14 protein-coding genes are annotated in these 24,944 nt (G+C 70.8%); 10 read left to right on the top strand and 4 right to left on the bottom strand.

What is annotated here, in order from left to right:
* Window positions 1-66: 66 nt before the first annotated feature.
* From OG589_RS00395 to OG589_RS00375, 5 genes are all read left to right on the top strand, one after another.
* On the top strand, window positions 67-1,134 hold the full coding sequence (locus OG589_RS00395; RefSeq protein WP_405145160.1) for an LLM class flavin-dependent oxidoreductase: 1,068 nt from the start codon (window positions 67-69) through the stop codon (window positions 1,132-1,134).
* Window positions 1,135-1,544: 410 nt separating this feature from the next.
* Window positions 1,545-2,552 (top strand): LacI family DNA-binding transcriptional regulator, encoded by a 1,008-nt coding sequence (locus tag OG589_RS00390; protein WP_405145159.1) that lies wholly within the window; start codon window positions 1,545-1,547, stop codon window positions 2,550-2,552.
* A gap of 10 nt (window positions 2,553-2,562) precedes the next feature.
* Entirely contained in the window at window positions 2,563-4,047 is a 1,485-nt protein-coding gene (locus OG589_RS00385; protein WP_405145158.1) for a protein kinase domain-containing protein, read from the top strand.
* 412 nt (window positions 4,048-4,459) lie between these two features.
* Complete coding sequence (locus OG589_RS00380; protein WP_405145157.1) at window positions 4,460-6,064, top strand: cellulase family glycosylhydrolase; 1,605 nt, start codon at window positions 4,460-4,462, stop codon at window positions 6,062-6,064.
* A 366-nt stretch (window positions 6,065-6,430) separates the two neighbouring features.
* A complete protein-coding gene (locus OG589_RS00375; RefSeq protein ID WP_405145156.1) occupies window positions 6,431-7,750 on the top strand; it encodes an ice-binding family protein in 1,320 nt (439 codons plus the stop codon).
* Window positions 7,751-7,940: 190 nt separating this feature from the next.
* Here the strand turns inward: OG589_RS00375 and OG589_RS00370 are convergent, their stop codons facing one another.
* On the bottom strand, window positions 7,941-8,276 hold the full coding sequence (locus OG589_RS00370) for a DUF6158 family protein (protein ID WP_405145155.1): 336 nt from the start codon (window positions 8,274-8,276) through the stop codon (window positions 7,941-7,943).
* 463 nt (window positions 8,277-8,739) lie between these two features.
* On the opposite strand from OG589_RS00370, the gene OG589_RS00365 reads away from it, so the two are divergent.
* From OG589_RS00365 to OG589_RS00355, 3 genes are all read left to right on the top strand, one after another.
* A complete protein-coding gene (locus OG589_RS00365) occupies window positions 8,740-11,634 on the top strand; it encodes a glycoside hydrolase family 48 protein (protein ID WP_405145154.1) in 2,895 nt (964 codons plus the stop codon).
* Between the two features lie 198 nt (window positions 11,635-11,832).
* Window positions 11,833-14,193 (top strand): glycoside hydrolase family 9 protein, encoded by a 2,361-nt coding sequence (locus OG589_RS00360; protein ID WP_405145153.1) that lies wholly within the window; start codon window positions 11,833-11,835, stop codon window positions 14,191-14,193.
* Window positions 14,194-14,386: 193 nt separating this feature from the next.
* Entirely contained in the window at window positions 14,387-15,808 is a 1,422-nt protein-coding gene (locus OG589_RS00355; RefSeq protein WP_405145152.1) for a hypothetical protein, read from the top strand.
* On the opposite strand, the gene OG589_RS00350 is transcribed toward OG589_RS00355, so the two are convergent.
* Window positions 15,778-16,821 (bottom strand): PP2C family protein-serine/threonine phosphatase, encoded by a 1,044-nt coding sequence (locus tag OG589_RS00350; protein ID WP_405145151.1) that lies wholly within the window; start codon window positions 16,819-16,821, stop codon window positions 15,778-15,780. The two genes, OG589_RS00355 and OG589_RS00350, sit on opposite strands and share 31 nt — an antisense overlap.
* 83 nt (window positions 16,822-16,904) lie before the next feature.
* Window positions 16,905-17,033, bottom strand: coding sequence for a hypothetical protein (locus OG589_RS00345; RefSeq protein WP_405145150.1), 129 nt, complete (start codon window positions 17,031-17,033; stop codon window positions 16,905-16,907).
* 227 nt (window positions 17,034-17,260) lie between these two features.
* Between OG589_RS00345 and OG589_RS00340 the strand changes: the two genes are divergently transcribed.
* Window positions 17,261-17,824 carry a C40 family peptidase gene (locus OG589_RS00340; protein WP_405145149.1) on the top strand — a complete coding sequence of 188 codons (564 nt, stop codon included), beginning with the start codon at window positions 17,261-17,263 and terminating at the stop codon, window positions 17,822-17,824.
* Window positions 17,825-17,847: 23 nt separating this feature from the next.
* On the opposite strand, the gene OG589_RS00335 is transcribed toward OG589_RS00340, so the two are convergent.
* The gene (locus tag OG589_RS00335) at window positions 17,848-22,287 is read right to left on the bottom strand and encodes an HAD-IC family P-type ATPase (RefSeq protein WP_405145148.1); all 4,440 of its coding nucleotides are present in this window, start codon (window positions 22,285-22,287) and stop codon (window positions 17,848-17,850) included.
* Between the two features lie 288 nt (window positions 22,288-22,575).
* On the opposite strand from OG589_RS00335, the gene OG589_RS00330 reads away from it, so the two are divergent.
* Window positions 22,576-24,900 (top strand): glycoside hydrolase family 3 N-terminal domain-containing protein, encoded by a 2,325-nt coding sequence (locus OG589_RS00330; RefSeq protein ID WP_405145147.1) that lies wholly within the window; start codon window positions 22,576-22,578, stop codon window positions 24,898-24,900.
* Window positions 24,901-24,944: the final 44 nt, after the last annotated feature.

Raw genomic sequence — 24,944 nt, 5'->3', positions numbered from 1 at the left:
GGCCGATGGCCGTACCCGATGGGAAGAGGCAGGAATAGCGGCTGTTGAGGGTGGGTTGTTCGGGCTGTGAGTGATCTGATCCGTGGTGTCGCCCGTGGCGAGTCGAGCGTCCCGCTCTCCATCCTCGACCTGGCCACCGTCGGCCACGGCGACACCCCAGCCGACGCCCTGCGGACGACCACCGAGCTCGCGCAGCGGGCCGAGGACTGGGGATACCACCGGTTCTGGGTGGCCGAGCACCACGGGATGCCGAGCGTCGCCAGCTCCTCCCCCGCCGTGCTCCTCGCCCACCTCGGCGCGAGCACCCGCGAGATCCGGCTGGGCTCGGGTGGCGTCATGCTGCCCAACCACGCCCCGCTCATCATCGCCGAGCAGTTCGGCACCCTGCACGCGCTGCATCCAGGACGTGTCGACCTCGGGCTCGGGCGCGCGCCCGGCACCGACCAGGCGACCGCCCGGGCGCTGCGCCGTACGGCCACCCCGGACGCCGACGACTTCCCCCAGCAGCTCGCCGAGCTCATCGCCTTCCTGGACGACAGCTACCCGGCCGGGCACCAGTACGAGCACATCAGGGCCGTCCCCGGCGAGGCGAGCGCGCCCGGCTCCGGACGCCCTCCGATCTGGCTGCTCGGCTCAAGCGGCTTCAGCGCCCAGCTCGCGGGGCTGCTCGGACTGCCGTTCGCCTTCGCTCACCACTTCAGCGCGGCCAACACGCTGCCCGCCCTGGAGATCTACCGCTCGGCGTTCACCCCGTCCGACGTGCTCGACCGGCCGTACGCGATGATCGGCGTCGGCGCGGTGGCGGCGGACACGGCCGAGGAGGCGCTGCGCAGGGCGCGCACGGGCGCGCTCGGCATGCTGCGGCTGCGGCGCGGGCAGCCCGCCCCGCTGCCCACACCGGAGGAGGCCGAGGCGTATCCCTACAGCCCGGTCGAGCAGCAGTTCGTCAGCGACTGGCTGTCGAACCTCATCTACGGCGACCCGGCCACCGTGCGCGCCGGCCTCGAGACGCTGCGCGAGCGTACCGGCGCGGATGAGCTCATGATCACCACCGGGGTCCACGGGGGCGAGGCGCGGCTCCGCTCGTACGAGCTGATCGCCGACGCGTACGGCATGAACAAGCCGGCGCACTAACCGGCCGAACGGGCTGTAATCCGGCAGACGTCACGAAGAACGTCCAGGACGGGCATACCGCCCAGGCCACTGTCGACCGGATCGACCGGCCCCACGGGAGGCCTCGGTAACATCCCGGTAACACGAGCGGCCGGCGACCGCCGGTCATCTCGCCCCGCCCGGCGGAGCTGAGCAGGCAGACCGGGGTCCGCCGCTTCCGCCCGCCGCCCCGGCTCGCGGGCCCCGGCCCCCCGACTTCACCAGGAAACTCTGACTGGGACCTTTCTTCGACTGGAATATGTCCGTAACATCGCCTCCAGATCGGCGTGGAACATTTATCGGAAACATCTGTTGACACGCAAGAAACACTGTTATTGTAATGGGAGCGCTCCCACGCCTTCGCGATATACCTTGAAAGCGGAGGAAGCCGGATGGCTGACCAGCCCACGCTTGCCCAGGTAGCAGCCGAAGCAGGGGTCTCCCCCGCCACGGCCTCACGCGTTCTCACCGGATCCGTCCGTGTGAGCACCTCCACCCGCCGCCAGGTCCATGACGCCATGTCACGTCTGGGTTACGTGCGGCACCGCGCGCCCCGCGGGACTTCGGCCCGGCGGTCCGACCAGCTTGTCGCGGCGGTGATCTGCGAGCACACCCAGCGCATGTTCTCCGAACCGTTCTACGCACGACTGCTGTCCGCCGCGGACGAGGTCTTCACCAGCTACGGCGTGCCCTTCGTCGTCATGACCGCCACACCGGCGACGTCGACGATCGCCGCGCCGCCGCTGGTGACGGGATCCTTCGACGGCGTCCTGCTCGCGGGGGCCAGGGAGCGACATCCCCTCGCGGTCACCCTGGCCGCCTCGGGCATCGCCGTACGGAGCGCGGGCCGCCCGCCGGACGGCATCGACCTGCCCTTCGTCGACATGGACAACTTCGACGGAGCCCGCCAGGCGGCGGAGCACCTCCTGCTGACGAACCGGCGGGCGATCACGGTGATCGCGGGGCCGCCGACGCTGCCCGGTGCCCGAGATCGCCTCGACGGGTTCCTCAAGACGCTCAACGCGGCCGGGATGACCGACGTCCCTGTGGCGTACGGCGACTTCACCCACGCGTCGGGCGCGCACGCCATGCAGTGGCTCCTGCAGCGCTCGCCGCACCTCGACGCGGTCTTCGCCGCCTCCGACCCCATGGCGGCGGGGGCGATGCAGGCCCTGCGGCGCGCGGGACGCCGGGTGCCCGACGACGTGGCCGTGGTCGGGTTCGACGACGCCCCGCTCGCCAGGCACACCTCGCCCACGCTGACCACCGTCCGCCAGCCCGTCGAGGAGCTCGCGGTGCTGGCGGCCAGGATGCTGCTCATGTCGATCACCTCGGAGGACGAGGTGCCGCACGGCAACCCGATTCTGCCCACGGAGCTGGTGGTCCGTGAATCAACTTGATTCGGGAGGCATGCGGGAAGGCGATGTGCTCACGCGCAGATACCGGCTCGTCGAGCAGATCGCGTCGGGAGGGATGTCCGCCATCTGGCGGGCGTTCGACCAGTCGCTTCACCGTACTGTCGCGATCAAGGTGCTGGACGGCAGCGTCGGCGGCGACCACGGTGGCCGCGACCTCATCCGGAGGGAGGCGCGGGCGACCGCCCGCCTGATCCATCCGGACGCGATCGAGGTCTACGACTACGGCGAGACGGTCACCGCCCGGGGCAGGCTCGCCGCGTACGTCGTGATGCGCCTGCTGGACGGCCGCCCGCTCTCCGAGAGGATCGCCGAGGGGCCCCTGCCCTGGCGGGAGGCCGCGGTCATCGGGGCGCGGGTGGCCCTGGTGCTCGCGGCCGCTCACCAGCGCGGCATCGTCCACCGCGACGTCACGGCCGAGAACGTGCTGCTCACGCCCGAGGGCGCCAAGCTGCTCGACTTCGGGATAGCGGCGTTCGTGGGCGAGCAGGTCGACAAGCGGCTGGCCGACTTCGGCACCCCGCCGTACGTGGCGCCCGAGCGCCTGACCTGCGCCAGCGTGCATCCCGCCGTCGACGTGTACGCGCTCGGCGTACTGCTGTTCGAGATGCTCACCGCCGCCCTCCCCTACCCCGAGACCACCTGGGAGGGGCTGGAGGCGGCCCGCCGCACCGGCCCGCCGCCGGCGCCGAGCGGGGTGCCCGGCCTGCCGCCCGAGGTGGCCGAGCTGTGCAGGAGCTGCCTGTCCCAGGAGCCTGGCGACCGGCCGAGCGCGCAGCACGTGGCCGAGACGCTCACCGCGTCGCTCAGCGCTTCGGTCGCCGCCGTCCGCGAGACGGCCGTGTGGATGCGGCGGGCGCGGATGGCCTCCGTGGCGGTCGCCGCGCTGGCCACCTGGACCGCCGCCCTGCTGTGGATACAACCTGACCTGCCGGGGCCGGTCGCGGCGGCGGTGAGCAGCCGGTCCACCGAGGCGGAGCCGAGCGGCACCCCGGCGCCGGAGAGCTCCGACCGGCACTCGGGCGCGCTCGCCGAGCCGATCTCGGAAGGGAGCGAGTCCGAGGCGCCGGACCGGTCCCCCGCCACCGCCGCGTCCCAGCCGGAGGCGTCCTCCCCGCCGAGGTCGCCAGGACCCTCGGGGCCACCGCGCTCGCCGGACCCGCCAGCCGCCGAGCCGGAGCATACGGCGGCCCCGGCCGGCACGCGCGCCCTTCCGACGCTCACCCAGGCCGTGGGCCGGTTCGACGCGGCCCTCACGGCGGGCGAGACGACCGGGGAGATCCGCGCCGACGTCGCGCTCGACCTGCGGCAGGTGGTGCACAACCTCCTGCAGTCGCTCGGCGACCCCGGAGAGGGGCTGAAGGGCGTGCGCAGGAAGCTGGACGACCGGGCGCGGGAGGGAGGCCTGACACCCGGGGTCCACGCCGAGCTGGATCGGGGGCTCACCCTGATCGGCGCGGCGCTCCAGAAGGCGGCCTGATAAATCGACGCTTCATTCGAATACTTTTCCGCCGCATTCCACTTGAGGTCGCGGGACCCCTTTTCATGAATAGGGGTCCCGCGACCTTCTGAATGTTCTTGACTACGGCTTCCTGACTACGATCTTGCCCATCCGGCAGGCGGCGCCCCGTTGGTGGGAGCGCTCCCAGCCTCTGGGCCCTCCAGTGCCCGCCCCGGCACCGGTCGCCGGCATGAAAGTTACATACGTCCGCGCAGGTCATCGGAGGAACGGCTCCGGTCGCGGTTGACGTGCCGGAAAAGCGCGCCGAAGCATGACGAGCGCGGCCCGGCCGTACCCGGCCACCCGCCGGCGGCCCCGGCCGTACCCGGTCGCGACCACCACCCCTCCCGGCGGTGCCGTCGCGCCTCGCCTCATTGATGAAGGGCACCCGATGAAATCTGCATGGAGCGGCAGGAGGTGGCAGGCCGCGCTCACCGTGGTCGCCACCACCGCCGCCACCACCGCGCTGGCGGTCACGCTCGGCTCGGCCCCCGCCCAGGCGGCGGGCGGCACCGGCACGGGCTACCTGCACACCAGCGGCAACAAGATCGTCGACAGCACCGGCGCCACCGTCCGGCTGACCGGCATCAACTGGTTCGGCATGGAGACCGACAACAAGACCTTCCACGGCCTGTGGGCGAACAATCCCTGGAAGAGCCAGCTCGACCTCATGGCGAGCCTCGGCTACAACACGATCCGGGTGCCGTTCTCCGACGACGCCATCAAGCCCGGCGCGGTCGCGACCAGCGTGAACACCTACAGCAACCCCGATCTCGTCGGGCTGTCGCCCATGCAGATCCTCGACAAGGTCGTGGAGTACTCCGGGACCAAGGGGATGCGCATCATCCTCGACCGGCACCGGCCCACCTCGGCGGGGCAGACCGCGCTCTGGTACACCTCAGGGGTCCCCGAGAGCACCTGGATCAACGACTGGAAGTCGCTCGCGCAGCACTACGCGGGGAACACCACCGTCATCGGCGCCGACCTGCACAACGAGCCGCACGCCGACGGCACCGAGCCGCAGAGCACCGGCTCCTGCTGGGGCTGCGGCGACACCGCCCGCGACTGGCGGCTCGCCGCCGAGCGCGCGGGGAACGCGATCCTGTCGGTGCAGCCCAACTGGCTCATCTTCGTGGAGGGCGTGAGCTGCCCGAGCGGCGGCAACGCCAACACCTGGGACAACATCCCCGACGAGCCCTGCGGCTGGTGGGGCGGCAACCTCTCCAAGGCCGGGGAATTCCCGGTGCGGCTGAACGTGGCCAACCGGCTCGTCTACTCCCCCCACGAGTACGCCACCTCGGTCTTCCACCAGACGTGGTTCGACGACCCGGCGTACCCGGCGAACATGCCCGCCATCTGGGACCGGTTCTGGGGCTACCTGTACAAGCAGAACATCGCGCCCATCATGATGGGCGAGTTCGGCACCACGCTGGCCAGCAACACCGACAAGATCTGGCTCCAGGAGCTGATGAAGTACACCGGAACCGGCGTGAACGGCATGTCCTTCACCTACTGGTCCTGGAACCCCAACTCTGGTGACACCGGCGGCATCCTGAAGGACGACTGGACGACCGTCGACCAGGCCAAGCAGAGCATCCTGCAGCCGTACCTCATCCCGCCGACGGGCGGAGGCGGCGGAGGCGGCGGGGGCGGCACCCCCTCGCCCACGCCGACGCCGACGCCCACCCCGCCCCCGACCACCACCTGCGGGACGACGTACGCGGTGACGAACTCCTGGTCGGGCGGGTTCCAGGCCGGGCTCACCGTGAAGAACAACGGCACGGCGAGCTGGAACAACTGGTCGGTGAGGTGGACGATGCCGTCCGGGGTGACCCTCAGCAGCGGATGGAACGCCACGGTCACGCAGAGCGGGACCACCTTCACCGCGAAGGCCCCGACCTACGCGGCGAACCTCGCGCCCGGGCAGTCGGTCGTCGTGGGCTTCAACGCCAACGGGCCCTCGACCCCCGGACCGTCCAACATCATCTGCTCGTAGACCGTCAGGGTCCAGCGGACCCGCCGACGCCGACGAGGGCGTGCCGACACCCGGCACGCCCTCGTTTCATTACCAGAGCCGGACGAAAAACACTTCACCGGAATAACGCTCATGTCACCCGACGGCGGGTGACATTTCCTTTTTATCCGCAGATGAGCCCGGATTTAAATCTTCCGCATGTCGCATGACGATAGTGACGCCAACGGTAAGTACGGTGGATCTCGAGACGCATCATCGGCAATGCGTTTTCACATAGCAATACTAGAAGCAAAGGACCGCTTTATGAAAGATGCCAGTCGGCCTCGCGTCGGGCCACGACATTTCGTCCGTTCCTTGCTGGCAGCGGCTCTCCCAGCGATGGTCGCGATGGGAGTCGTCATCGCGACACCACATACGGCGAGCGCGGCCGTAGCGCCGGTCCCGCTCGGCACGGCCGGGAACTTCGCGGTTCTGGCCGGAACGGGCGTCACGAACTCCGGGGCCACGTCCGTCACCGGAGACCTCGGTGAGAGCCCCAGCGCGACGGTGGCGGGCTTCCCGCCCGGCATCATCGCCGGAACGATGCACGCGGGCGACGCGACCGCCGGGCAGGCTCAGAAGGACCTGACCGCCGCCTACAACAACGCCTCCACCCGTACGGCCACCGCCACCGTGGCGAGTGAGCTGGGAGGCACCACGAAGACGCCGGGTGTCTACAACTCCGCTTCGACCTTCTTCACCATCAACGGGAACCTGGTCCTCGACGCGCAGGGAGACCCGAACGCGGTCTTCATCTTCCAGTCGGCCTCGACGCTCGTCACCGGGCCCGGCAGCACGGTGACCCTCACCGGCGGCGCCCAGGCGTGCAACGTCATCTGGGCGGTCGCGGGCACGGCCACGCTGGGCGCGACGTCCAGGTTCGCCGGAAGCCTCCTCGGGCTGGCCTCCATCGCCGTCGGCACCGGCGCCACCGTGAACGGCCGCCTTCTCGCCAAGACCACCGTCACCCTGGACACCGACGCCGTCACCCGGCCCGTCTGCCAGAGCGCCAGGTCGACCACGACGACGCTGGTCTCGTCGTGCACGGCCAAGGGGGCCCAGGGCCCGCTGACCCTGACCGCGACGGTGCGAAGCGGGAGCGGCACCGTTCCGACCGGCCAGGTCATCTTCACCAGCGACGGCGTCAGCCTGGGCACGGCGCACATCGACGGGAACGGACGCGCCACGCTGACCTCGCCGAACCTGGCGGAAGGCGTGCGCCGGATCATCGCCGCCTACCCGGGCACGACGCTGATGGACCCCAGCACCTCGTCGGTCCTGCTGCTGCGCGTCGGCCCGAACCACACCTGCCCCGCCGAGAAGAAGTGCGACGAGGACGAGAAGGGCAAGGAGGATAAAGAGGACAAGGAGGTCAGCACCACCGACCGTGACGAGAACCGGCTCCTCAGGAACCACCGCAGGGACCGGTTCCACCACCACCGGCACCATGGCCGCCTCGTCACCGTCCAGACCCTGCACACGCTGCACGGCGTGGTCCACGAGGGCGGGGGCGGCGGGCACCACTCCAGCTACCACGCCGGGTCCGGGCACCACCCCGTTCACCACCACAAGGTGTACTACAAGGCTCACAAGAAGCCGCGCATGCACCATCACTACCATCACCGGCACTATTACCGGCCGCGTCCGCACGTCGGCGTCACCGGATGACGTGAGGTCCTGAAATAACCGCGGGGCCCGTCCGATCCCATCGGACGGGCCCCCATTTCATGAGCGGCATCGATTCTCCGGTGCGGCGGCGCTGTTTTTCTCCTGCCATTCGGCCGGAGCCGCCGGCCACCGGATTTCCACCTATTTCTCGTGCTCGGTTTTACCGGACTTCATCCGTGCCCGGCTGGGATCAGGTGCCGTTCTCGCCGGGGAGGCCGCCCGGCCCCCATGGCGCGGGGCCGCTGGACGGTTCCCGCGTGGCGGTCTTCCACGGAGACGCGGCGGGCTCGTCCCCGGGCGTCCGATCGGAGGCGGCCCGCTCCGGAGCCGTCTCCCCCGGGACGGCCGGCTCGTCGTCCCGCTTACGGCGGTCGAACTCCTCCTCCAGTTCGCGAGTGCGGGACGCGAAGTCGTCCAGGGCGTCCTCGGAACCGCGCAGCAGCGTCTCCATCCATGACTCCTCGAGCTCTCTCAGCTCGTCGCGCAGATCTCGCACGCTCAGGTTTCTCGGATCGACTCTGTTCATGACTCCACCCTGTACCCAGTGACCCGAATCAGTCACCTCCCTACAAAGCGGCATATCTCACACTCGCTGGGTAGCCGGACCGGCCGCCGGGCGCCGGTTCCCCGCCGTCACCTGGGAGCCCGGCATGATCCACTGACCTGCGGCCGGACCCCGCCCGGCCCCCTCGGCCGACCTGAAAGTTTCAGGAGCCGACCGGCGGACGGCGTAAGGCCCGCGTAAGAACAGGCTGGCTGGCGATGCCGCGCGCGTCCACGCGCTGAAATCTGCCTGACACGTCATTGACATCTTCGTTGTACTCACCAGAATCCGATGTGGGAGCGCTCCCATATCACACCACCTTCCTCACCCGGTACGAGACCGACGCTGTGCCAACTTCTGTACCATCCATCGCCTTTCATCACCTTGGAGTACGTTCAGAATGTCAACACCATCGTTAGGGGCGGGAGCGCTCCCACGTTCACGGATGAAAAGACGTGGCGTGTGGGTCGCGCTCACCAGCCTGGCGGCCGGCCTCTTCACCGTCCTGGCCTCCGTACCGGCTTCCGCGGCCGTCGCCTGTACGGTCGACTACGTCGACAACAACTGGGGTGGCGGCGGCTTCGGCGCCAGCCTTAAGGTCACCAACAAGGGCGACGCCTGGACCAACTGGACCCTGACCTTCACCCTCCCGGGGAACGAGAAGGTCGCCCAGGGGTGGAGCGCCGACTGGACACAGAGTGGCCAGAACGTGACGGCCAAGAGCCTGAGCTGGAACGGCGCCCTCAGCAACGGCCAGTCGACGGACATCGGCTTCAACGGCTCCTACACCGGCACCTACGCCGGCAAGCCGACCTCGTTCACCGTCAACGGCGTCACCTGCAACGGGGGCACCCCGGTCAACCAGGCGCCCACCGTGAGCCTGACCTCGCCGACCGCCGGCCAGACCTTCACCGCGCCCGCCACGGTCAACCTGGCCGCCACGGCCGCCGACAGCGACGGCACGGTCTCCAAGGTCGACTTCTACAACGGCACCACGCTGCTCGGCACGGACACCACCGCCCCTTACACCTACAGCTGGACGGGCGTCGCGGCGGGCAGCTACTCGCTCACCGCGAAGGCGACCGACAACCTCGGCGCCACGACCACGTCGAGCCCGGTGGGGATCACGGTGTCCGGCACCACGGCGTCCACCATCGTCGTGAGCCCGACGACTTTGGTCGTCCCGAGAGGCGGCACCGCGACGTACGCGGTGAGCCTGTCGAAGGCACCCACCGCCAACGTGACCGTGGCCACCACCAAGGCCACCGGCGGCAGCGCCGACCTCAGCGTGCAGTCCGGGGCGTCGCTGACGTTCACGCCTTCCAACTGGAACACGGCGCAGAACGTCACCATCGCCGCCGCCAACACGACCGGCACCGGCACCGCGACGTTCAACTCGGCCGCCTCCGGCTGGACCACCGGCTCGGTCACCGCCACCAAGGCGGACGACGGCGGCACGGGCAACGAGTACATCACCCGCTTCACCACGCTGTACAACAAGCTGCACGACCCGGCCAACGGGTACTTCTCACCGCAGGGCGTGCCGTACCACTCGGTCGAGACCCTGATGGTCGAGGCACCCGACCAGGGCCACGAGACGACCTCCGAGGCGTTCAGCTACATGCTGTGGCTGGAGGCGGTGTACGGGCAGGTCACCGGCACGTGGACCAGGTTCAACGACGCCTGGGCGACGATGGAGAAGTACATCATCCCCGCCACGGCCGACCAGCCGACCAACTCCTTCTACAACGCCAGCAAGCCGGCCACCTACGCCGGTGAGTGGGACGACATCAAGCAGTACCCCTCGAAGCTGGACGGCAACGTCTCGGTCGGCGTCGACCCCATCGCGGGCGAGCTGAAGACCGCGTACGGCAACAGCGACGTGTACGGCATGCACTGGCTGCTCGACGTCGACAACACCTACGGGTTCGGCCGCTGCGGCGACGGCACCACCAAGCCCGCCTACATCAACACCTACCAGCGCGGGCCGGAGGAGTCGGTCTTCGAGACCGTGCCCCAGCCGTCCTGCGACACCTTCAAGTTCGGCGGCCCGAACGGCTACCTGGACCTGTTCACCGGTGACAGCTCCTACGCCAAGCAGTGGAAGTACACCAACGCCCCCGACGCCGACGCGCGCGCCGTCCAGGCCGCCTACTGGGCGTACACCTGGGCCACCGCGCAGGGCAAGGGCTCGCAGGTCTCGGCGACCGTCGCCAAGGCCGCGAAGATGGGCGACTACCTCCGCTACGCGATGTACGACAAGTACTTCAAGAAGGAGGGCTGCACCAGCACCTCCTGCGCGGCGGGCACCGGCAAGGACAGCTCGGCCTACCTGCTCTCCTGGTACTACGCCTGGGGCGGCGCGTCCGACTCCTCCGCCGGCTGGGCATGGCGCATCGGCTCCAGCCACAACCACTCCGGCTACCAGAACCCGCTCGCGGCCTGGGCCCTGTCGAACGTGGACGCGCTCAAGCCCAAGGGCACGACCGCCGTGGCCGACTGGAGCACCAGCCTGACGCGGCAGCTGGAGTTCTACCGCTGGCTGCAGTCGACCGAGGGCGCGATCGCGGGCGGCGCGACCAACAGCTGGCAGGGTCACTACGCGGCCCCGCCGGCCGGCACGCCGACCTTCTACGGCATGGCGTACGACTGGCAGCCCGTCTACCACGACCCGCCGTCGAACCAGTGGTTCGGTTTCCAGGCGTGGTCGATGGAGCGGGTGGCGGAGTACTACTACGCCAGCGGCAACGCCACCGCCAAGGCCCTCCTCGACAAGTGGGTCGCCTGGGCCAGCGCCAACACCAGGGTCAACGCCGACGGCACCTTCCAGATCCCGTCGACGCTGAGGTGGACCGGCCAGCCGGACACCTGGAACGCCTCGAGCCCCGGCTCGAACGCGAGCCTGCACGTGAGCATCGCGGACTACACCAACGACGTCGGCGTCGCCGGCTCCTACGCCAAGGTCCTGATGTACTACGCCGCCAAGGCCAACAACACGGCGGCGAAGAACCTCGCCAAGTCGCTGCTCGACGGCATCTGGAAGAACAACCAGGACGCCAAGGGCGTGTCGGTGCCGGAGACCAAGGCCGACTACAACCGCCTCGACGACCCGATCTACATCCCCGCCGGCTGGTCCGGCAAGATGCCGAACGGCGACCCGATCAACTCCAGCTCCACCTTCATCTCGATCAGGTCCTGGTACAAGAACGACCCGGACTGGCCGAAGGTGCAGAACTACCTGAACGGCACGGCTCCGGCCCCGACGTTCAACTACCACCGGTTCTGGGCGCAGGCCGACGTCGCCATCGCCCTCGCCGAGTACGGGCGGCTCTTCCCCTGATCCGACCGGCCCGGGTGCGGTGGTGCCTGACACACCACCGCACCCCCTGAAGGGCGGAGTGCGGTGGCGCCTGACACGTCACCACACCCTCTCGATGGGCGGGGTGCGGTGGGCCTGACCCCCACCGCACCCCGCTCGCCCCCATCTCACGACCGTTCCGGTCAGCTCCACCAGCGTTCCCAGCTCGAGAGGCGATCGATGTCCCTCAGACGCACCCTCACCGGCCTGGCGATCCTCGTCGCGTCGGCCACGATCTTCCCCGTGCTCACGTCCTCCGCGGCGGCGGCACCCGCTTTCAACTACGGCGAGGCGCTGCAGAAGTCGCTGTTCTTCTACGAGGCCCAGCGCTCGGGCGACCTTCCCGCGGCCAACCGCGTCACGTGGCGGGGCGACTCGGGACTCAACGACGGCAAGGACGCCGGCCTCGACCTCACCGGGGGCTGGTACGACGCGGGCGACCACGTCAAGTTCGGCCTGCCGATGGCGGCCAGCACCACCATGCTCGCCTGGGGCGGCGTCGAGTACCGCGACGCGTACCAGAGCTCCGGGCAACTCCCGTACCTGCTCGACAACCTGAAGTGGGTCAACGACTACTTCATCAAGGCGCACCCCTCGCCGAACGTGCTGTACGGCCAGGTGGGCAACGGCGGCACCGACCACGCGTGGTGGGGCCCGGCCGAGGTGATGCCGATGAACCGCCCCTCATACAAGATCGACGCGACGTGCGGCGGATCGGACCTCGCGGGCGAGACGGCGGCGGCGATGGCGGCCTCCTCGATGGTCTTCCGCCCGACGAACCCGGCCTACGCCGACACGCTGGTCTCCCACGCACGACAGCTCTACACCTTCGCCGACACGGTGCGGAAGAAGTACAGCGACTGCATCACCGACGCGGCGGGGTACTACCAGTCGTGGAGCGGCTACAACGACGAGCTGGTCTGGGGCGCGATCTGGCTCTACCGGGCGACCGGCGAGGCGTCGTACCTGACCAAGGCCGAGACGTACTACGACAACCTCGGCACCGAGCCGCAGAGCACGACCCGCTCCTACAAGTGGACGATCGCCTGGGACGACAAGTCGTACGGCGCTTACGTCCTGCTGGCCAGGCTCACCGGCAAGCAGAAGTACGTGGACGACGCCAACCGCTGGCTCGACTGGTGGACCGTCGGCGTGAACGGCGCCAAGGTCAACTACTCGCCGGGCGGCGAGGCCGTGCTCGACCAGTGGGGGTCGCTGCGCTACGCCGCCAACACCGCGTTCACCGCGCTCGTCTACAGCGACTGGCTGACCGACGCCACCCGTAAGGCGAGATATCACGACTTCGGGGTCAGGCAGATCAACTACGCGCTGGGCGACAACCCGCGCAAGTCGTCGTACATGATCGGCTTTGGCGCCAACCCGCCGCGGAACCCGCACCACCGCACGGCGCACGGCTCCTGGTCCAACAACCTCAACGAGCCGGCCGACAGCAGGCACATTCTGTACGGCGCGCTGGTCGGCGGGCCGACGACCGCCAACGACGCCTATACCGACAGCCGCAGCGACTACGTGATGAACGAGGTCGCGACCGACTACAACGCCGCCTTCACCGGCGCGCTCGCGCGGCTCTACAAGGAGTACGGCGGCGCTCCGCTCTCGAACTTCCCCGTCGCCGAGACGCCCGACGGGCCGGAGATCTACCTCCAGGCCTCGGTCAACTCGACCGGCTCCACCTACACCGAGATCAAGGCGCTGGTGGTGAACCACTCGGCGTGGCCCGCACGCGCGCTGACGGACGGCACCTTCCGCTACTACTTCACGCTGGACGGCGACACCACGCCGGGCCAGATCACGCTGTCCTCCGCGTACACCCAGTGCAAGCCTCCGACGGGTCCGACCCCGGTGTCCGGCAAGGTGTACTACGTCACGATCGACTGTTCAGGCACGGCGATCGCGCCCGCCGGCCAGTCGGAGTCGCGGCGTGAGGTGCAGTTCCGCATCGCCAGCTCGTCGGGGTCCTGGGACCCGTCCAACGACTGGTCGTACACGGGCGTGGCGACCACTCCCGGCGCGACCCCGGTCACCGTGCGGAACATCCCGCTGTACTCGGGCGGCACCAAGATCTGGGGCGACCCGCCCGGCACGCAGCCCACCCCGACTCCGACACCGACCCCCACACCCACACCGACTCCCACGCCAACCCCAACCCCGACCCCGACGCCCACTCCGACACCGACACGGACGCCGACGCCGACGCCGACGCCGACGCCGACGGTGGGCGCGGCGTGCGCGGCGACGTACCAGGTCACCAGCTCCTGGCAGGGCGGCTTCCAGGCCGACGTGGCGGTGCGGAACAGCGGCAGCACGGCGATCAACGGCTGGACCGTCGCGTGGGCCTTCCCCAGCGGCCAGACGATCACACAGATCTGGGGAGCCACCTACACGCAGACCGGAGCCGGCGTGTCGGCGAGGAACCTCAACTGGAACGGCGGCCTGGCGGCCGGCGGGTCCGCGTCGTTCGGCTTCATCGCGAACGGAGCCAACGGAGTCCCGACCTCCGTGACCTGCACGCCCGCCTAGCCCCTCATCCGTGGTCTCGATTTGCCCTGGGAGCGCGAGACCACGGCCCGGCCGGGCCCCGCAAAGGCCCGGCCGGGCACTCCCCACGCTCCCTGAGGGGAGGGAGGGAAGCTGGGAAACCCCTGAGACGGGACGCCCATAACGTACATATCGGTACTCTCGGAGGCCACGCAGCCGAGTCGGGAGAGTGCCGGTGATCAGATCCGTCGCGCGGAACCACGTGATCTTCGGCCTCGCGCTCGTGGCCGCGGCGCTCGTACGGCTGTGCGCCATGCTGGGCTACCGGCGGGCGATCTGGTTCGACGGCGACTCCTACACCTACATCTCAGGAGCGCTGGAGCTGTGGCCGAGCCGGTCGCGCAGCTCGGGATACTCACTGTTCCTCTGGGTGCTGGAGCCGTTCCACAGCACCACGCTGGTCGTCGCGATCCAGCACCTGCTCGGGCTGCTGTGCGCCGTCGTGGTCTACGCCCTCCTGCGGAGGTACGGCCTGCCGGGCTGGGGCGCGACCCTGCTGGCGGTTCCCCTGCTCTTCGACGCGTACCAGATCCAGCTCGAACACATGATCATGGCCGACGTGCTGTTCGCGACGCTCCTGGTGGTGGCCGCCGCGATCCTGCTGTGGCGCCGGGTGCTCACCGTCCCCTGGGGCGTGACGGCCGGGCTGCTCCTCGGGTGCGCGGCGGTCATGCGCACGGTCGGGGTCCCCTTGCTGGTCGTGGTGGTGGCCTGCCTGCTCCTGCGCAGGGCGGGATGGCGGGGCGTGGTGGCGGCGGCCGTCGCCATGGTGGTCCCCCTCGGCGCCTACGCCACCTGGTACCGCGCCGAACAGGGCAGCTTCGCGCTGAGCAGCGCCGACGGCACGTTCCTGTGGGCGCGGACGATGACCTTCGCCGACTGCTCCGAGATCAGGCCGCCCGCGGCGGTCAGGTGGCTGTGCCCGACCGTTCCCGTGGACCAGCGGATCGCCGCCTCCCGCTACATCTGGACGCCGGGCTCGCCGGTGCGCCGGCTGCCGATGTTCAGCGACGAGGCCAACGATCTGACCCGCCAGTTCGCGCTCCGCGCCATCGAGGCGCAGCCGCTGGACTACGCGACGACGGTGTTCGGCGACGCGGTCAAGGCCTTCTCCTGGACGCGGCTGCCGCACCCGTCCGCGAGCCTCGTGAAGTCGTACGAGTTCGCCGGCACGTCGACGACCATGCCAACCTTCGAGGTGAAGGAGGGCATGAGCGCCGCCGAGGCCGCGCGGGAGTACGAGAACGGGCCGGCGCAGACCCGCCTCGTGCAGCCGTTCGCGGACGCGATGGTGGCCTACCAGCGGTGGGTGCACGTGCCGGGGCCGCTGCTGGGGCTCCTGCTGGCCGTGGGGCTCGCGGGAGTGGTCCTGCAGGCGCGGCGGCGGTGCGCCGACGCCCTGCTCGCCCTGGCCAGCGGGCTCGCCCTGCTGGTCCTTCCCGCGATGACCGCCGACTTCGACCACCGTTACGTGCTCATGGTGCTGCCCTTCGCCGTGCTCGCGACCGGCTTCGCCTTCTCCCGTACGCGGGCGCCGGTGGGCAGACGCCGCCCTCGCCTGGTGGGTCAGGCGGTGATTCCGTCGCGGGACGCGTGACGGCGGAGAAGCAGCATCGCCGCGTCGTCCGGCAGGGGCCCGCCGACATGGTTGATCAGATCCGTGCGCAGCTCGTCGAGTGCGGTCTGCGGATCGGCGTTGGCGAGCAGGCCGGCCCGTTCGAACAGGGGATAGAAGGCTCTTGTGGCATCACGGGCCTCGATCACCCCGTCGGTGTACAGCAGGATCTGGTCGCCGTTCTCGAAGCGGATCCGGTGCGGTTCGGGTGGGATGCGGGCAAGCGACGCGAGGCCGAGTGGAGGGGCTTCCACATCCGGGCCGGCGAAGGAGACGTGGCCGTCGCGGCGCATGATCAGGGGTGCCGGGTGGCCGAAGTTCAGCAGGGAGATCTCGTCCTGGTGGACCTCGGCGAGGATGGCTGTGACGAATTTCTCCCCACTCAGGTGCCGGGCGAGGCTTGATTCCAGTCGCTCTCCAACGCCGGGCAGGTCGGGTTCTTCGTAGGCGGCCTCCCGGAACGCGCCGAGTACCCACGCCGCTGTCTCTACGGCTTCCAGGCCTTTGCCCTGGACGTCGCCGATGAGCAGCCGGACGCCGTCCGGCGTGGTGACCACCTCGTACAGGTCGCCGCCGATCTGGGCCTCCGCCGCCGCGGAGGTGTAGGACAGGGCGATACGAAGGTCTCCTGCCCGGCGCGGGACCGGGCGCAGGAGCACGCGCTGGGCGGCTTCCGCGACCATTCGCACGTTGGCGAGTTCACGCTCACGCCGGATGCGCAGGTGGCTGGCGAGCACGCTGGCCCCGGTGACACCGATGATCGTGGCGATGGTGAGGTTGTTCTGCGGGGTGAGCAGGAGCTTGCTGTAGTAGGCGAGGGGCACACATATGCCGAGCGCCAGCGCGCCCACCGCCGCCGTCCGCCGGATGCTGCCGGACACCGAGGCGAACGTCGGGCCCAGTGTCAGGAGCGGCAGGAAGCCCAGCCTGGGGCCGGCGAGCAGGTCGGTCACGGCGACGGCCACCAAGGCGACGAACGGCAGCGACCTGAGCACTGCCTGTGACTCACGGTGATGGTTCGTCGCGGACGAGTGCAGGGCGGACCTCCAATGATCTACGGCCAGGTTATCGGCAAGTGCTACATCCGGCTCATATGTCCCGGATACGGATATGTGCCGTTCTTCTCCGACGCGAGTGCCCGCTTCTCAAGCTCGAGCGCGAAGCCGGGCGACAGGATGTCGGGGGCGTTTCCGTCGTTGCCGACCACGGGCGTTCTCCTATGCACGTGTGGGCGGGTGCGCCACCGTCCGGCCTGGCCCCCGCGCGTACGGTCGTACTGACGGTAGGCCGGGGGGTCTGCGGAGAGATATGCGGAAAACTACGTAGGTCCGGGATGCCCGAGCCCCGGCGAGGGACCGCTGGGAAAACCGCCCACATCCGCCGAAAGTTAAACAGAATGGTTGAGTCGCATACCGAGCGGAACGGGGGGTTTCGATGGCACGGGCTGTCCGGCTGGCGATCGCCGCGGGCGTGCTGGCCCTCGCGGCGGGATCGGCGCCCCTGCTGCACGGTGAGCCCGACCGGGTGCTGGAGATCGCCCAGGCCATCCAGCGCGGCCAGGAGCAGTCACGGTGGCCGGGCGGGGAGATCCCGTACGTCTGGGGCGGCGGCCACGGGGCGAGACCCGGGCCCTCGCTCGGCACCTGCCAGGGCTACCACGGCTCCGTCAAGCCGTGCCCGGCCGCGACCACCCGCGGTCTGGACTGCTCTGGCCTGGCCCGCTGGGTGTACCAGCTCGCCTTCCAGAGGGACGTGCTGGGCAACGGCACCACCGACGACCACGTCCGCCGCCTGCGCAAGATCGCCCCTGCGACGGCCCGCCCCGGCGACCTGGTCTTCTACGGCAAGATCCGCAAGAAGACGGTCAGAACCCACCACGTCGGCATCTACATCGGCGGCGGAAAGATGATCAACGCTCTCCGCACCGGCACGACCGTCCGCACCGACCGGGTGACCATCCTCCCCGACCTCGCCGGCTACTACAGATACGACGGCTGACACCGGCCGTGAGGGCCGGCGTCTCAGGCCGGGACGGGGGCCACCGGCCTCCCGGCGGGCACGCGGGCCGCCGTGCCCCCCGGTGTCCCCGGCTTCCCGGCCTCGGCGCGGGCCGTCTCCTTCATCCGCTGCACCGCCACGCCGAGGAGCGTCGCGGCGGCGGCGCTGCCGAGGGCGATGGCCCAGCCCACCGGTCCGAGAGGCCGGCTGCCGAAGAACCTGCTCACACCCGGCAGGGTGACGACCAGCCACAGCACGGCGACCGACACCAGCGAGGCGAGCACGACCACCTTGTCCCGTCCGCCGCCCGCCACGGTCTGGAAGAGCTGGGCCGACACGAGCGCGACCAGCCCGATCGTGTCCGCCCGTCCTCGCGTGCCGGTCAGCCGCCCGACGAGCCAGGCCGCGGTGGCGGCGCTCGCGGTGACGACCGCGCGCAGGTAGATGTCCCTGGTCAGCGACGCGCCGAGCGACGCCTCCGGGCCCTCGGCGAGCAGCTTCTCCGGATCGGTCGACGCGGGCGGCCGTACGGCGACCGCCAGGGCGGGCACCATGTCGGTGAGGAGGTTCACCAGCAGGAGCTGGCGGGCGTTCAGCGCGCTCCCGCCCGCGAGGAGGCCGGACCCCACCGTGAACACGATCTCCCCGACGTTGCCGCCGAGAAGGATGCTCAGCGAGTCGCGCACCGAGCTCCACATGGCCCTGCCCTCGACGATCGCGTCCACGATCGTCTCGATGCGGTCGTCGGTCACCACGAGGTCGGCGGCGGCGCGGGCGGCAGGGGTGGCGCGGGAGCCGAGGGCGATCCCCACGTCGGCCATGCGGATCGCGGGGGCGTCGTTGGCGCCGTCGCCCGTGACGGCCACGACCTCGCCCGCCCGGCGAAGGCAGGTGACGATCCGCGCCTTGTGCGCGGGGGTCGTGCGCGCGAAGACGGCCACCTCCGGCAGCACCTTGGTCAGCGTGTCGTCGTCGAGCGCGTCGAGCTCGGGGCCGGTCATGACGCGCCCGCCGTTCAGGACGTCCAGCTCCGCGGCGATGGCCTCGGCGGTGCTGGGGTGGTCGCCGGTGACCATCACGATCCGCACCCCGGCGCGGAACAGCCGGTCGACGCTCTCCTTGGCCGTCGGGCGCACCGGGTCGGCGAGGCCGAGGAAGCCCAGGAAGCACAGGTCGTCGATGCGCGACTCGTCGAGGTCGCCCCGGTCGGAGGCGGGACGCTCGGCGACGGCCAGCACCCGGTAGCCCTGGTGCGCCAGCCTGTCGACCTCGCGTTCGAGCTCCCGCCGCACGGTCTCGGTGAGTGGAACGACCTTTCCGTCCCTGAGAACCTTGTCGCAGTGCGTGACCACGATCTCGGGGGCGCCCTTGACGCTCAGCAGGTGCCCCTGCTCGGTACGGCCCAGAACGGCGTGGTAGCCCCGCCCCGGCTCGAAGGGCATCTCGTCCACGCGTTCCCAGGTGCGCAACCCCTCCTGGGGCGTGACGCCCAGCCGCTGGGCCCCGTCGAGGACGGCGCGGTCGGTGGGATGCGCGATCACGCGCCCCCCGCCGGACAGGGGGCTCGCCCGGACGGCCGCGGCGAGGATGCGCCTGAGCTGTTCCGTGGCCTCCTCCACGGGCCGCCCGGCATGCCCGTCCGACAGGTACCGCAGGCTGATATGCCCTTCGGTCAGCGTCCCCGTCTTGTCGAAGCAGAGCACGTTCACCCGCCCGAGCGCCTCGATGGTGGACGGGTTCCGTACGAGCGCGGCACGCTTCGACAGCCGCCGCGCCGCCGCGAGCTCGGCCACGGTGGCGACGAACGGAAGCCCCTCGGGCACCGCGGCCACGGTCAGGCTGACGGCGGGCGCGAGAGCCGAGGCCAGCGGCCGGCCGCGGAGCACATCGGTGAGCAGCAGGACGGCCCCCGCGCCGATCGACAGCGGCAGGATCCGCCGGCTCAGCTCGCGGAGCCGCAGCTCCACCCCGGTCGGCGGGCTCGGCTCCGCGGCGAGCCTGGCGCTGCGGCCCGCCTCGGTCATGTCGCCCGTCGCCACGATCACCGCCCGCCCGCTGCCCGCCGCGACCGTGGTGCCCTGGTAGACCATGGAGCTCCGGTCGGCGATGGCCGCGGCGACGGTGGGCGCCGCCGTCTTGGTGACGAGCTGCGACTCGCCGGTCAGCGTCGACTCGTCCATCTCCAGGCCGACCGCCTTGATGACGCGCGCGTCGGCGGGCACGGCGTCGCCCGCGCGCAGCTCCACCACGTCGCCGGGGGCAAGGTCCTCCCTGGTCGCGGCCACGGTGCCCTCGGGACGGCGCAGCCGTACGTGGACCTGGGTGGCCTCGGTCAGGCGGTGCAGCGCCTTGTCCGCCCTGAACCGCTGCACGCCGCCGAGGAAGGCGTTGATCACCATCACCCCGCTGATCATCACCGCGTCGAGCACCGAGCCCACCAGCGCCGAGATGCCGGCCCCGGCGGCGAGCGCGGGGGTGAGCGGGTTCGCCAGCTCCTCCACGGTCGTGTGCGCCAGCGAGTGCGGCTCCTCGCCCTCTGTGGTCCCCGTCTCGCGCCTGCGCCGCACCGCGTCTGCGTCGGGTATCCCGTCGGACGACGAGCCGAGCCGCGAGAGGACCTCCTTGACCGACATCGCGTGCCAGGGGGTGGTGTCCGCGCGCAGCGGGGTCGGTACGCGCGCGGCGGACCGGCCCGACCACTCGCCCAGGATGACGGCGACGAGCGAGACGAAGGCGTTCACGAAGTACGCGCGGCGAAGCGAGGTCACCTCGGGCCCGGCCATCGCCAGCAGGCTGCCCACCACCGCCCCCGTGGCGCCGAGATGCACGCCGTTACGGCTGACGCCCACCGCCCGCGGCAGGCAGGTGAGGAACAGGTGGACGCCGGGGGGCTCGGCGGCGATGTCGGCGTCCCACGGCAGGTCCGCCTGTCCCAGGTCGGCGACGCCGACGCCGATGTCCGCCTGGGCGAGCGCCTCCCGCGCCTCCCGTGACACCACGACCACGCCGTGGCCCCGCGCCTGGAGGTCGTACACCCGGTCGGCCAGCTCGGCGCCGCCCGGGAGCACCTGCCCGATCGCCAGCCGCTGGGCGAGCCCGTCGTCTCCCGCCAGCATCACCGTGCCCGCGGCCTTGGCCGCCGCGACGATGGCCACGGCCAGCGGGTCGATCTCCCGCGCCAGGCCCACGACCGCGATCGGCGTGCCGTTCCTGCGCACCTCGATGGCCCGCAGACCGCGTTCTCGCCACGCGGGCGCGTGCGCGGGGAGCAGGGTGGCGAGGTCGTGGAGCGGCGCGGTGGACCAGCCGTCGCCGCTCCGGCCGCTGCCGGGGTCGGCGAAGTCGACGAGCGAGTACAGCCGGGCGTACAGCTCGCCGGTCTTCACGCCCTCCGCGAGCGGCTCGACCCGGTCGATGCTCCAGGAGCCGGTGGTCAGCGAGCCGGCGTCGAGGATCACCGTGTCGACCCGGTCCATCGCGCGCAGGGCCCCGGCGTCGAGGACGACCGAGTCGCGCGTGCACAGCGCACGGCCGATGGCCCCGGCGAAGGCCTCACGCGTCAGATTCCCGACCCTCGGCGTGGCGGACACGAGGATCGGCAGCGCGCGCCGGGTGTGGGGCGCGATGAGCCGCGCGCCCACGTAGGCGGAGACCGCCACCGGGCTCGCGACGACCGCGTACCGCTCGACGGGCCCGTGCGGCAGGTGCCCGCGGCGCGGCCGGGAGGCCGCCCTGATGTGCTGGTAGCCACCCGGCTTCTCCGCCAGCCGCTCCTCCAGGCGTTCCCAGGTGCGCCGCTCGGCCGTCGCCTCCACGTACCGGCACAGCGACGCGGCGGCCTGCGCGACCAGCCCGAGCGGTCGCAACGTGAGCGTCTGGGCGACCAGGTTGACCGTGGTGAACAGGGAGTTCGCGGGCCCGCGCCCGAGAACGGCGTCGAGCGGTTCACGCAGGAACGGCGTGGAGTTCACCAGGTGCGTCACGGCGGGCACGGCCGGGGGAAGCGGCCGTATCCCCGCCATCCTCGCGGCGGCCACCAGGCCGAGGGCGCCGGCAGCGGCCGTGAGCCGGATGGTCGAGCGCACGTGCTCCTCGACCAGGCGGACCGGCGACTGGTGTGCCCTCTCCTCCTGGGAGTCGAGCTCCGCGACGATCGCCATCAGCTCGTCCTGGTCGACCTCGTCCGGGTCGCACCGTACGAAGACCCAGCCGAGACGGCCGTTGACCTCCGCCCGCTCGACGCCGGGCAGCGCGGTCAGGCGCTCCTCCAGCGCCCGCGCGGCGTCCTCGGTGCCCGGCGCGCCGATGGCGTGCAGGTCGACGCGCAGCCCTCCGGGGCAGGCGGCGAGCCTGCGAGGGGTCGGGACGAGGTCCCGGAGCGGATCGGGCAGGACGCCCCGCAGCAACGACGCGGACGAGCCCAGCACCCGGGTCAGGAACATCCGGCCCTCCAGCAGGCGCAACCCATCATCCCTCCAGGCGGGAGCGGGGGGCCCTTCCACCGGAACCACCCGCTGTGCCCAGGTCGGACGCGGTGTCCCGATGGCCGTAATGCCGTCCCCGACACTGTTCCGCCATCCATCCCCCCATAAACCCAGCCCACCCCCCGGCCTCCCCGACCGGACGCCACGCGGGCGGGCGGGGTGTGAAAGTTTCCGGGGTTCGGGCTGGTGGGTGGAGGGGTGGGGGCGGGTTGGTTGACCTCGGGGGTGGGGGGTTCTTACGGTCGCGGCGACATCCAGGAGGAGCCGATGACCGCCGTGCCCCGCTCGCGCCACCTGATGAGGGCGTTGAGGATACCCGTTCTGGTGATGCTGGCCCTCGCGGCGTTCGGTGTCGTGGAACAGCCGCACCCGGCCAAGGCGCTCGACACGCCGCCGTACAAGGATCCGAGCCTGAGCGTGGCGGCCAGGGTGAACGATCTGCTGTCGCGCATGTCGCTGGACGACAAGGTGGGGCAGATGACGCAGGCCGAGCGGGCGGCGCTCAACCCGGTGTCGGACCTCGCGACGTACCGGATCGGGTCGGTGCTGTCGGGCGGCGGGTCCGTGCCGTCGCCCAACACGGCCACGGGCTGGGCCGACATGTACGACAACTTCCAGCGGCAGTCGCTGTCCACGCCGCTGGGCATCCCGATGATCTACGGGGTGGACGCCGTGCACGGCGACAACAACGTGGGCGGGGCGACGATCTTCCCGCACAACATCGGGCTCGGAGCGGCGCGTGATCCCGACCTGGTCCAGCGGGTGGGCCGGGCCACGGCCGAGGAGGTGTCGGGGACCGGGGTCGACTGGACCTTCGCGCCCTGTCTCTGCGTGGCCCGCGACGACCGCTGGGGGCGCACCTACGAGTCGTTCAGCGAGAACCCGGCGCTGGTCAGCCAGATGGCGACCATCGTCACCGGGTTCCAGGGCTCGTCGCTGAACGGGCCCGCCTCCATCCTCGCCACGGCGAAGCACTACATGGGCGACGGGGGCACCACGGGAGGCAAGGACCAGGGCGACACCCAGCTCAGCGAGGCCGACCTGCGCGCCATCCACCTGCCGCCGTTCAGGGCCGCCGTCGAGCGGGGCGTGGGCTCTGTGATGATCTCCTTCAGCAGCTGGAACGGGCAGAAGATGCACGGCAACCGCTACCTCATCACCGACGTGCTGAAGGGCGAGCTCGGGTTCGGCGGCTTCGTGGTGACCGACTGGGCCGCCATCGACCAGCTCGACGGCCAGCCCGGCTTCACGGCGGACGAGGTCAGGACCGCGATCAACGCGGGCGTCGACATGGTGATGGTGCCGAACGACTACAAGAAGTTCATCTCCCTGCTGAAGTCGGAGGTACAGGCCGGGCGGGTCACGACGGCGCGCGTCGACGACGCGAACCGGCGGATCCTCACCAAGAAGTTCGAACTGGGGCTGTTCGAGAAGCCGCTGACGGACCGGTCGTACACGCCGACGGTGGGCAACGCCGCGCACCGGGCGGTGGCGCGTGAGGCCGTACGCAAGTCGCAGGTGCTGCTGAAGAACGACGGCAACCTGCTGCCGCTCGCGAAGGCGGGCGGGAAGATCTTCGTGGCCGGCAAGAGCGCCGACGACATCGGCAACCAGAGCGGCGGCTGGACCATCACCTGGCAGGGCTCGTCCGGGGCGATCACCACGGGCACGACCATCCTGCAGGGCATCCGCGACAAGGTGGGCTCCGGCGCGACCGTCACCTACAGCCGCGACGGGACGGGCATCGACTCCTCGTACCGGGCCGCGATCGCCGTGGTCGGCGAGACACCGTACGCCGAGGGGCAGGGCGACCGGCCCTCGTCCCTCAGCCTGGACGCGACCGACCTCGCCACGCTCTCGCGGCTGCGGGCGTCCGGCGTGCCGGTGGTCGTCGTGCTGGTGTCCGGCAGGCCGATGGACATCGCCTCGCAGGTCGGCGGATGGAACGCGCTGGTGGCCGCCTGGCTGCCCGGCACCGAGGGCGGCGGCGTGGCGGACGTGCTGTTCGGCGACTACGCGCCGACCGGGAAGCTGCCGATGACCTGGATGCGCGAGTTCGCCCAGCAACCGATCAACACCGGGGACGGCAAGCCGGCGCTGTACGACTACGGCTACGGGCTGACGTACTCGACGTCCACTCCCAGCCCGACTCCCACCCCCACCCCGACCCCCACGCCCACGCCCACGCCCACCCCGACACCGACACCGACACCGACACCGACACCGACACCCACCGTGGACGCGACACCGACCCCTACGTCTACGCCGGGCGGGCTCGGGTGCAAGGTGGCCTACAAGGTCAGCAGCCAGTGGCAGGGCGGGTTCAACGCGGACGTGACCATCAACGTCACCGGGGTCGCGGTGAACGGCTGGACCCTCACCTTCGCCTTCGCGGGGGACCAGCGCGTCACCAACGCCTGGAACGCCACGGTCACGCAGAGCGGGACGCGGGCCACCGCGGCCGACGGCGGGTGGAACGCGCGCATCCCCGCGGGCGGCAGCGCCTCGTTCGGCTTCACCGCCTCGGTCGGCGGGACCAACGCCCCGCCCACGGCGTTCTCCCTGAACGGGGTGCCCTGCTCGGCCGCCTGACGGGCACGACAGGCCTTCGCCGGGTGGTCCTCGGAAGCGGCGCC

The sequence above is a fragment of the Sphaerisporangium sp. NBC_01403 genome (assembly GCF_045040145.1).
Taxonomy (GTDB): domain Bacteria; phylum Actinomycetota; class Actinomycetes; order Streptosporangiales; family Streptosporangiaceae; genus Sphaerisporangium; species Sphaerisporangium viridialbum.
Note: the sequence above shows the minus strand (reverse complement) of the source record. Positions and strands in the feature narration are given on the sequence as shown.

Excerpts from the sequence above, each read along its gene's own strand:
- OG589_RS00330 (WP_405145147.1), top strand. The coding sequence starts at position 22,576 with ATGACCGCCGTGCCCCGCTCGCGCCACCTGATGAGGGCGTTGAGGATA.
- OG589_RS00360 (WP_405145153.1), top strand. The coding sequence starts at position 11,833 with ATGTCCCTCAGACGCACCCTCACCGGCCTGGCGATCCTCGTCGCGTCG.
- OG589_RS00385 (WP_405145158.1), top strand. The coding sequence starts at position 2,563 with ATGCGGGAAGGCGATGTGCTCACGCGCAGATACCGGCTCGTCGAGCAG.
- OG589_RS00370 (WP_405145155.1), bottom strand. The coding sequence starts at position 8,276 with ATGAACAGAGTCGATCCGAGAAACCTGAGCGTGCGAGATCTGCGCGAC.
- OG589_RS00380 (WP_405145157.1), top strand. The coding sequence starts at position 4,460 with ATGAAATCTGCATGGAGCGGCAGGAGGTGGCAGGCCGCGCTCACCGTG.
- OG589_RS00375 (WP_405145156.1), top strand. The coding sequence starts at position 6,431 with ATGGGAGTCGTCATCGCGACACCACATACGGCGAGCGCGGCCGTAGCG.
- OG589_RS00390 (WP_405145159.1), top strand. The coding sequence starts at position 1,545 with ATGGCTGACCAGCCCACGCTTGCCCAGGTAGCAGCCGAAGCAGGGGTC.
- OG589_RS00340 (WP_405145149.1), top strand. The coding sequence starts at position 17,261 with ATGGCACGGGCTGTCCGGCTGGCGATCGCCGCGGGCGTGCTGGCCCTC.
- OG589_RS00365 (WP_405145154.1), top strand. The coding sequence starts at position 8,740 with ATGAAAAGACGTGGCGTGTGGGTCGCGCTCACCAGCCTGGCGGCCGGC.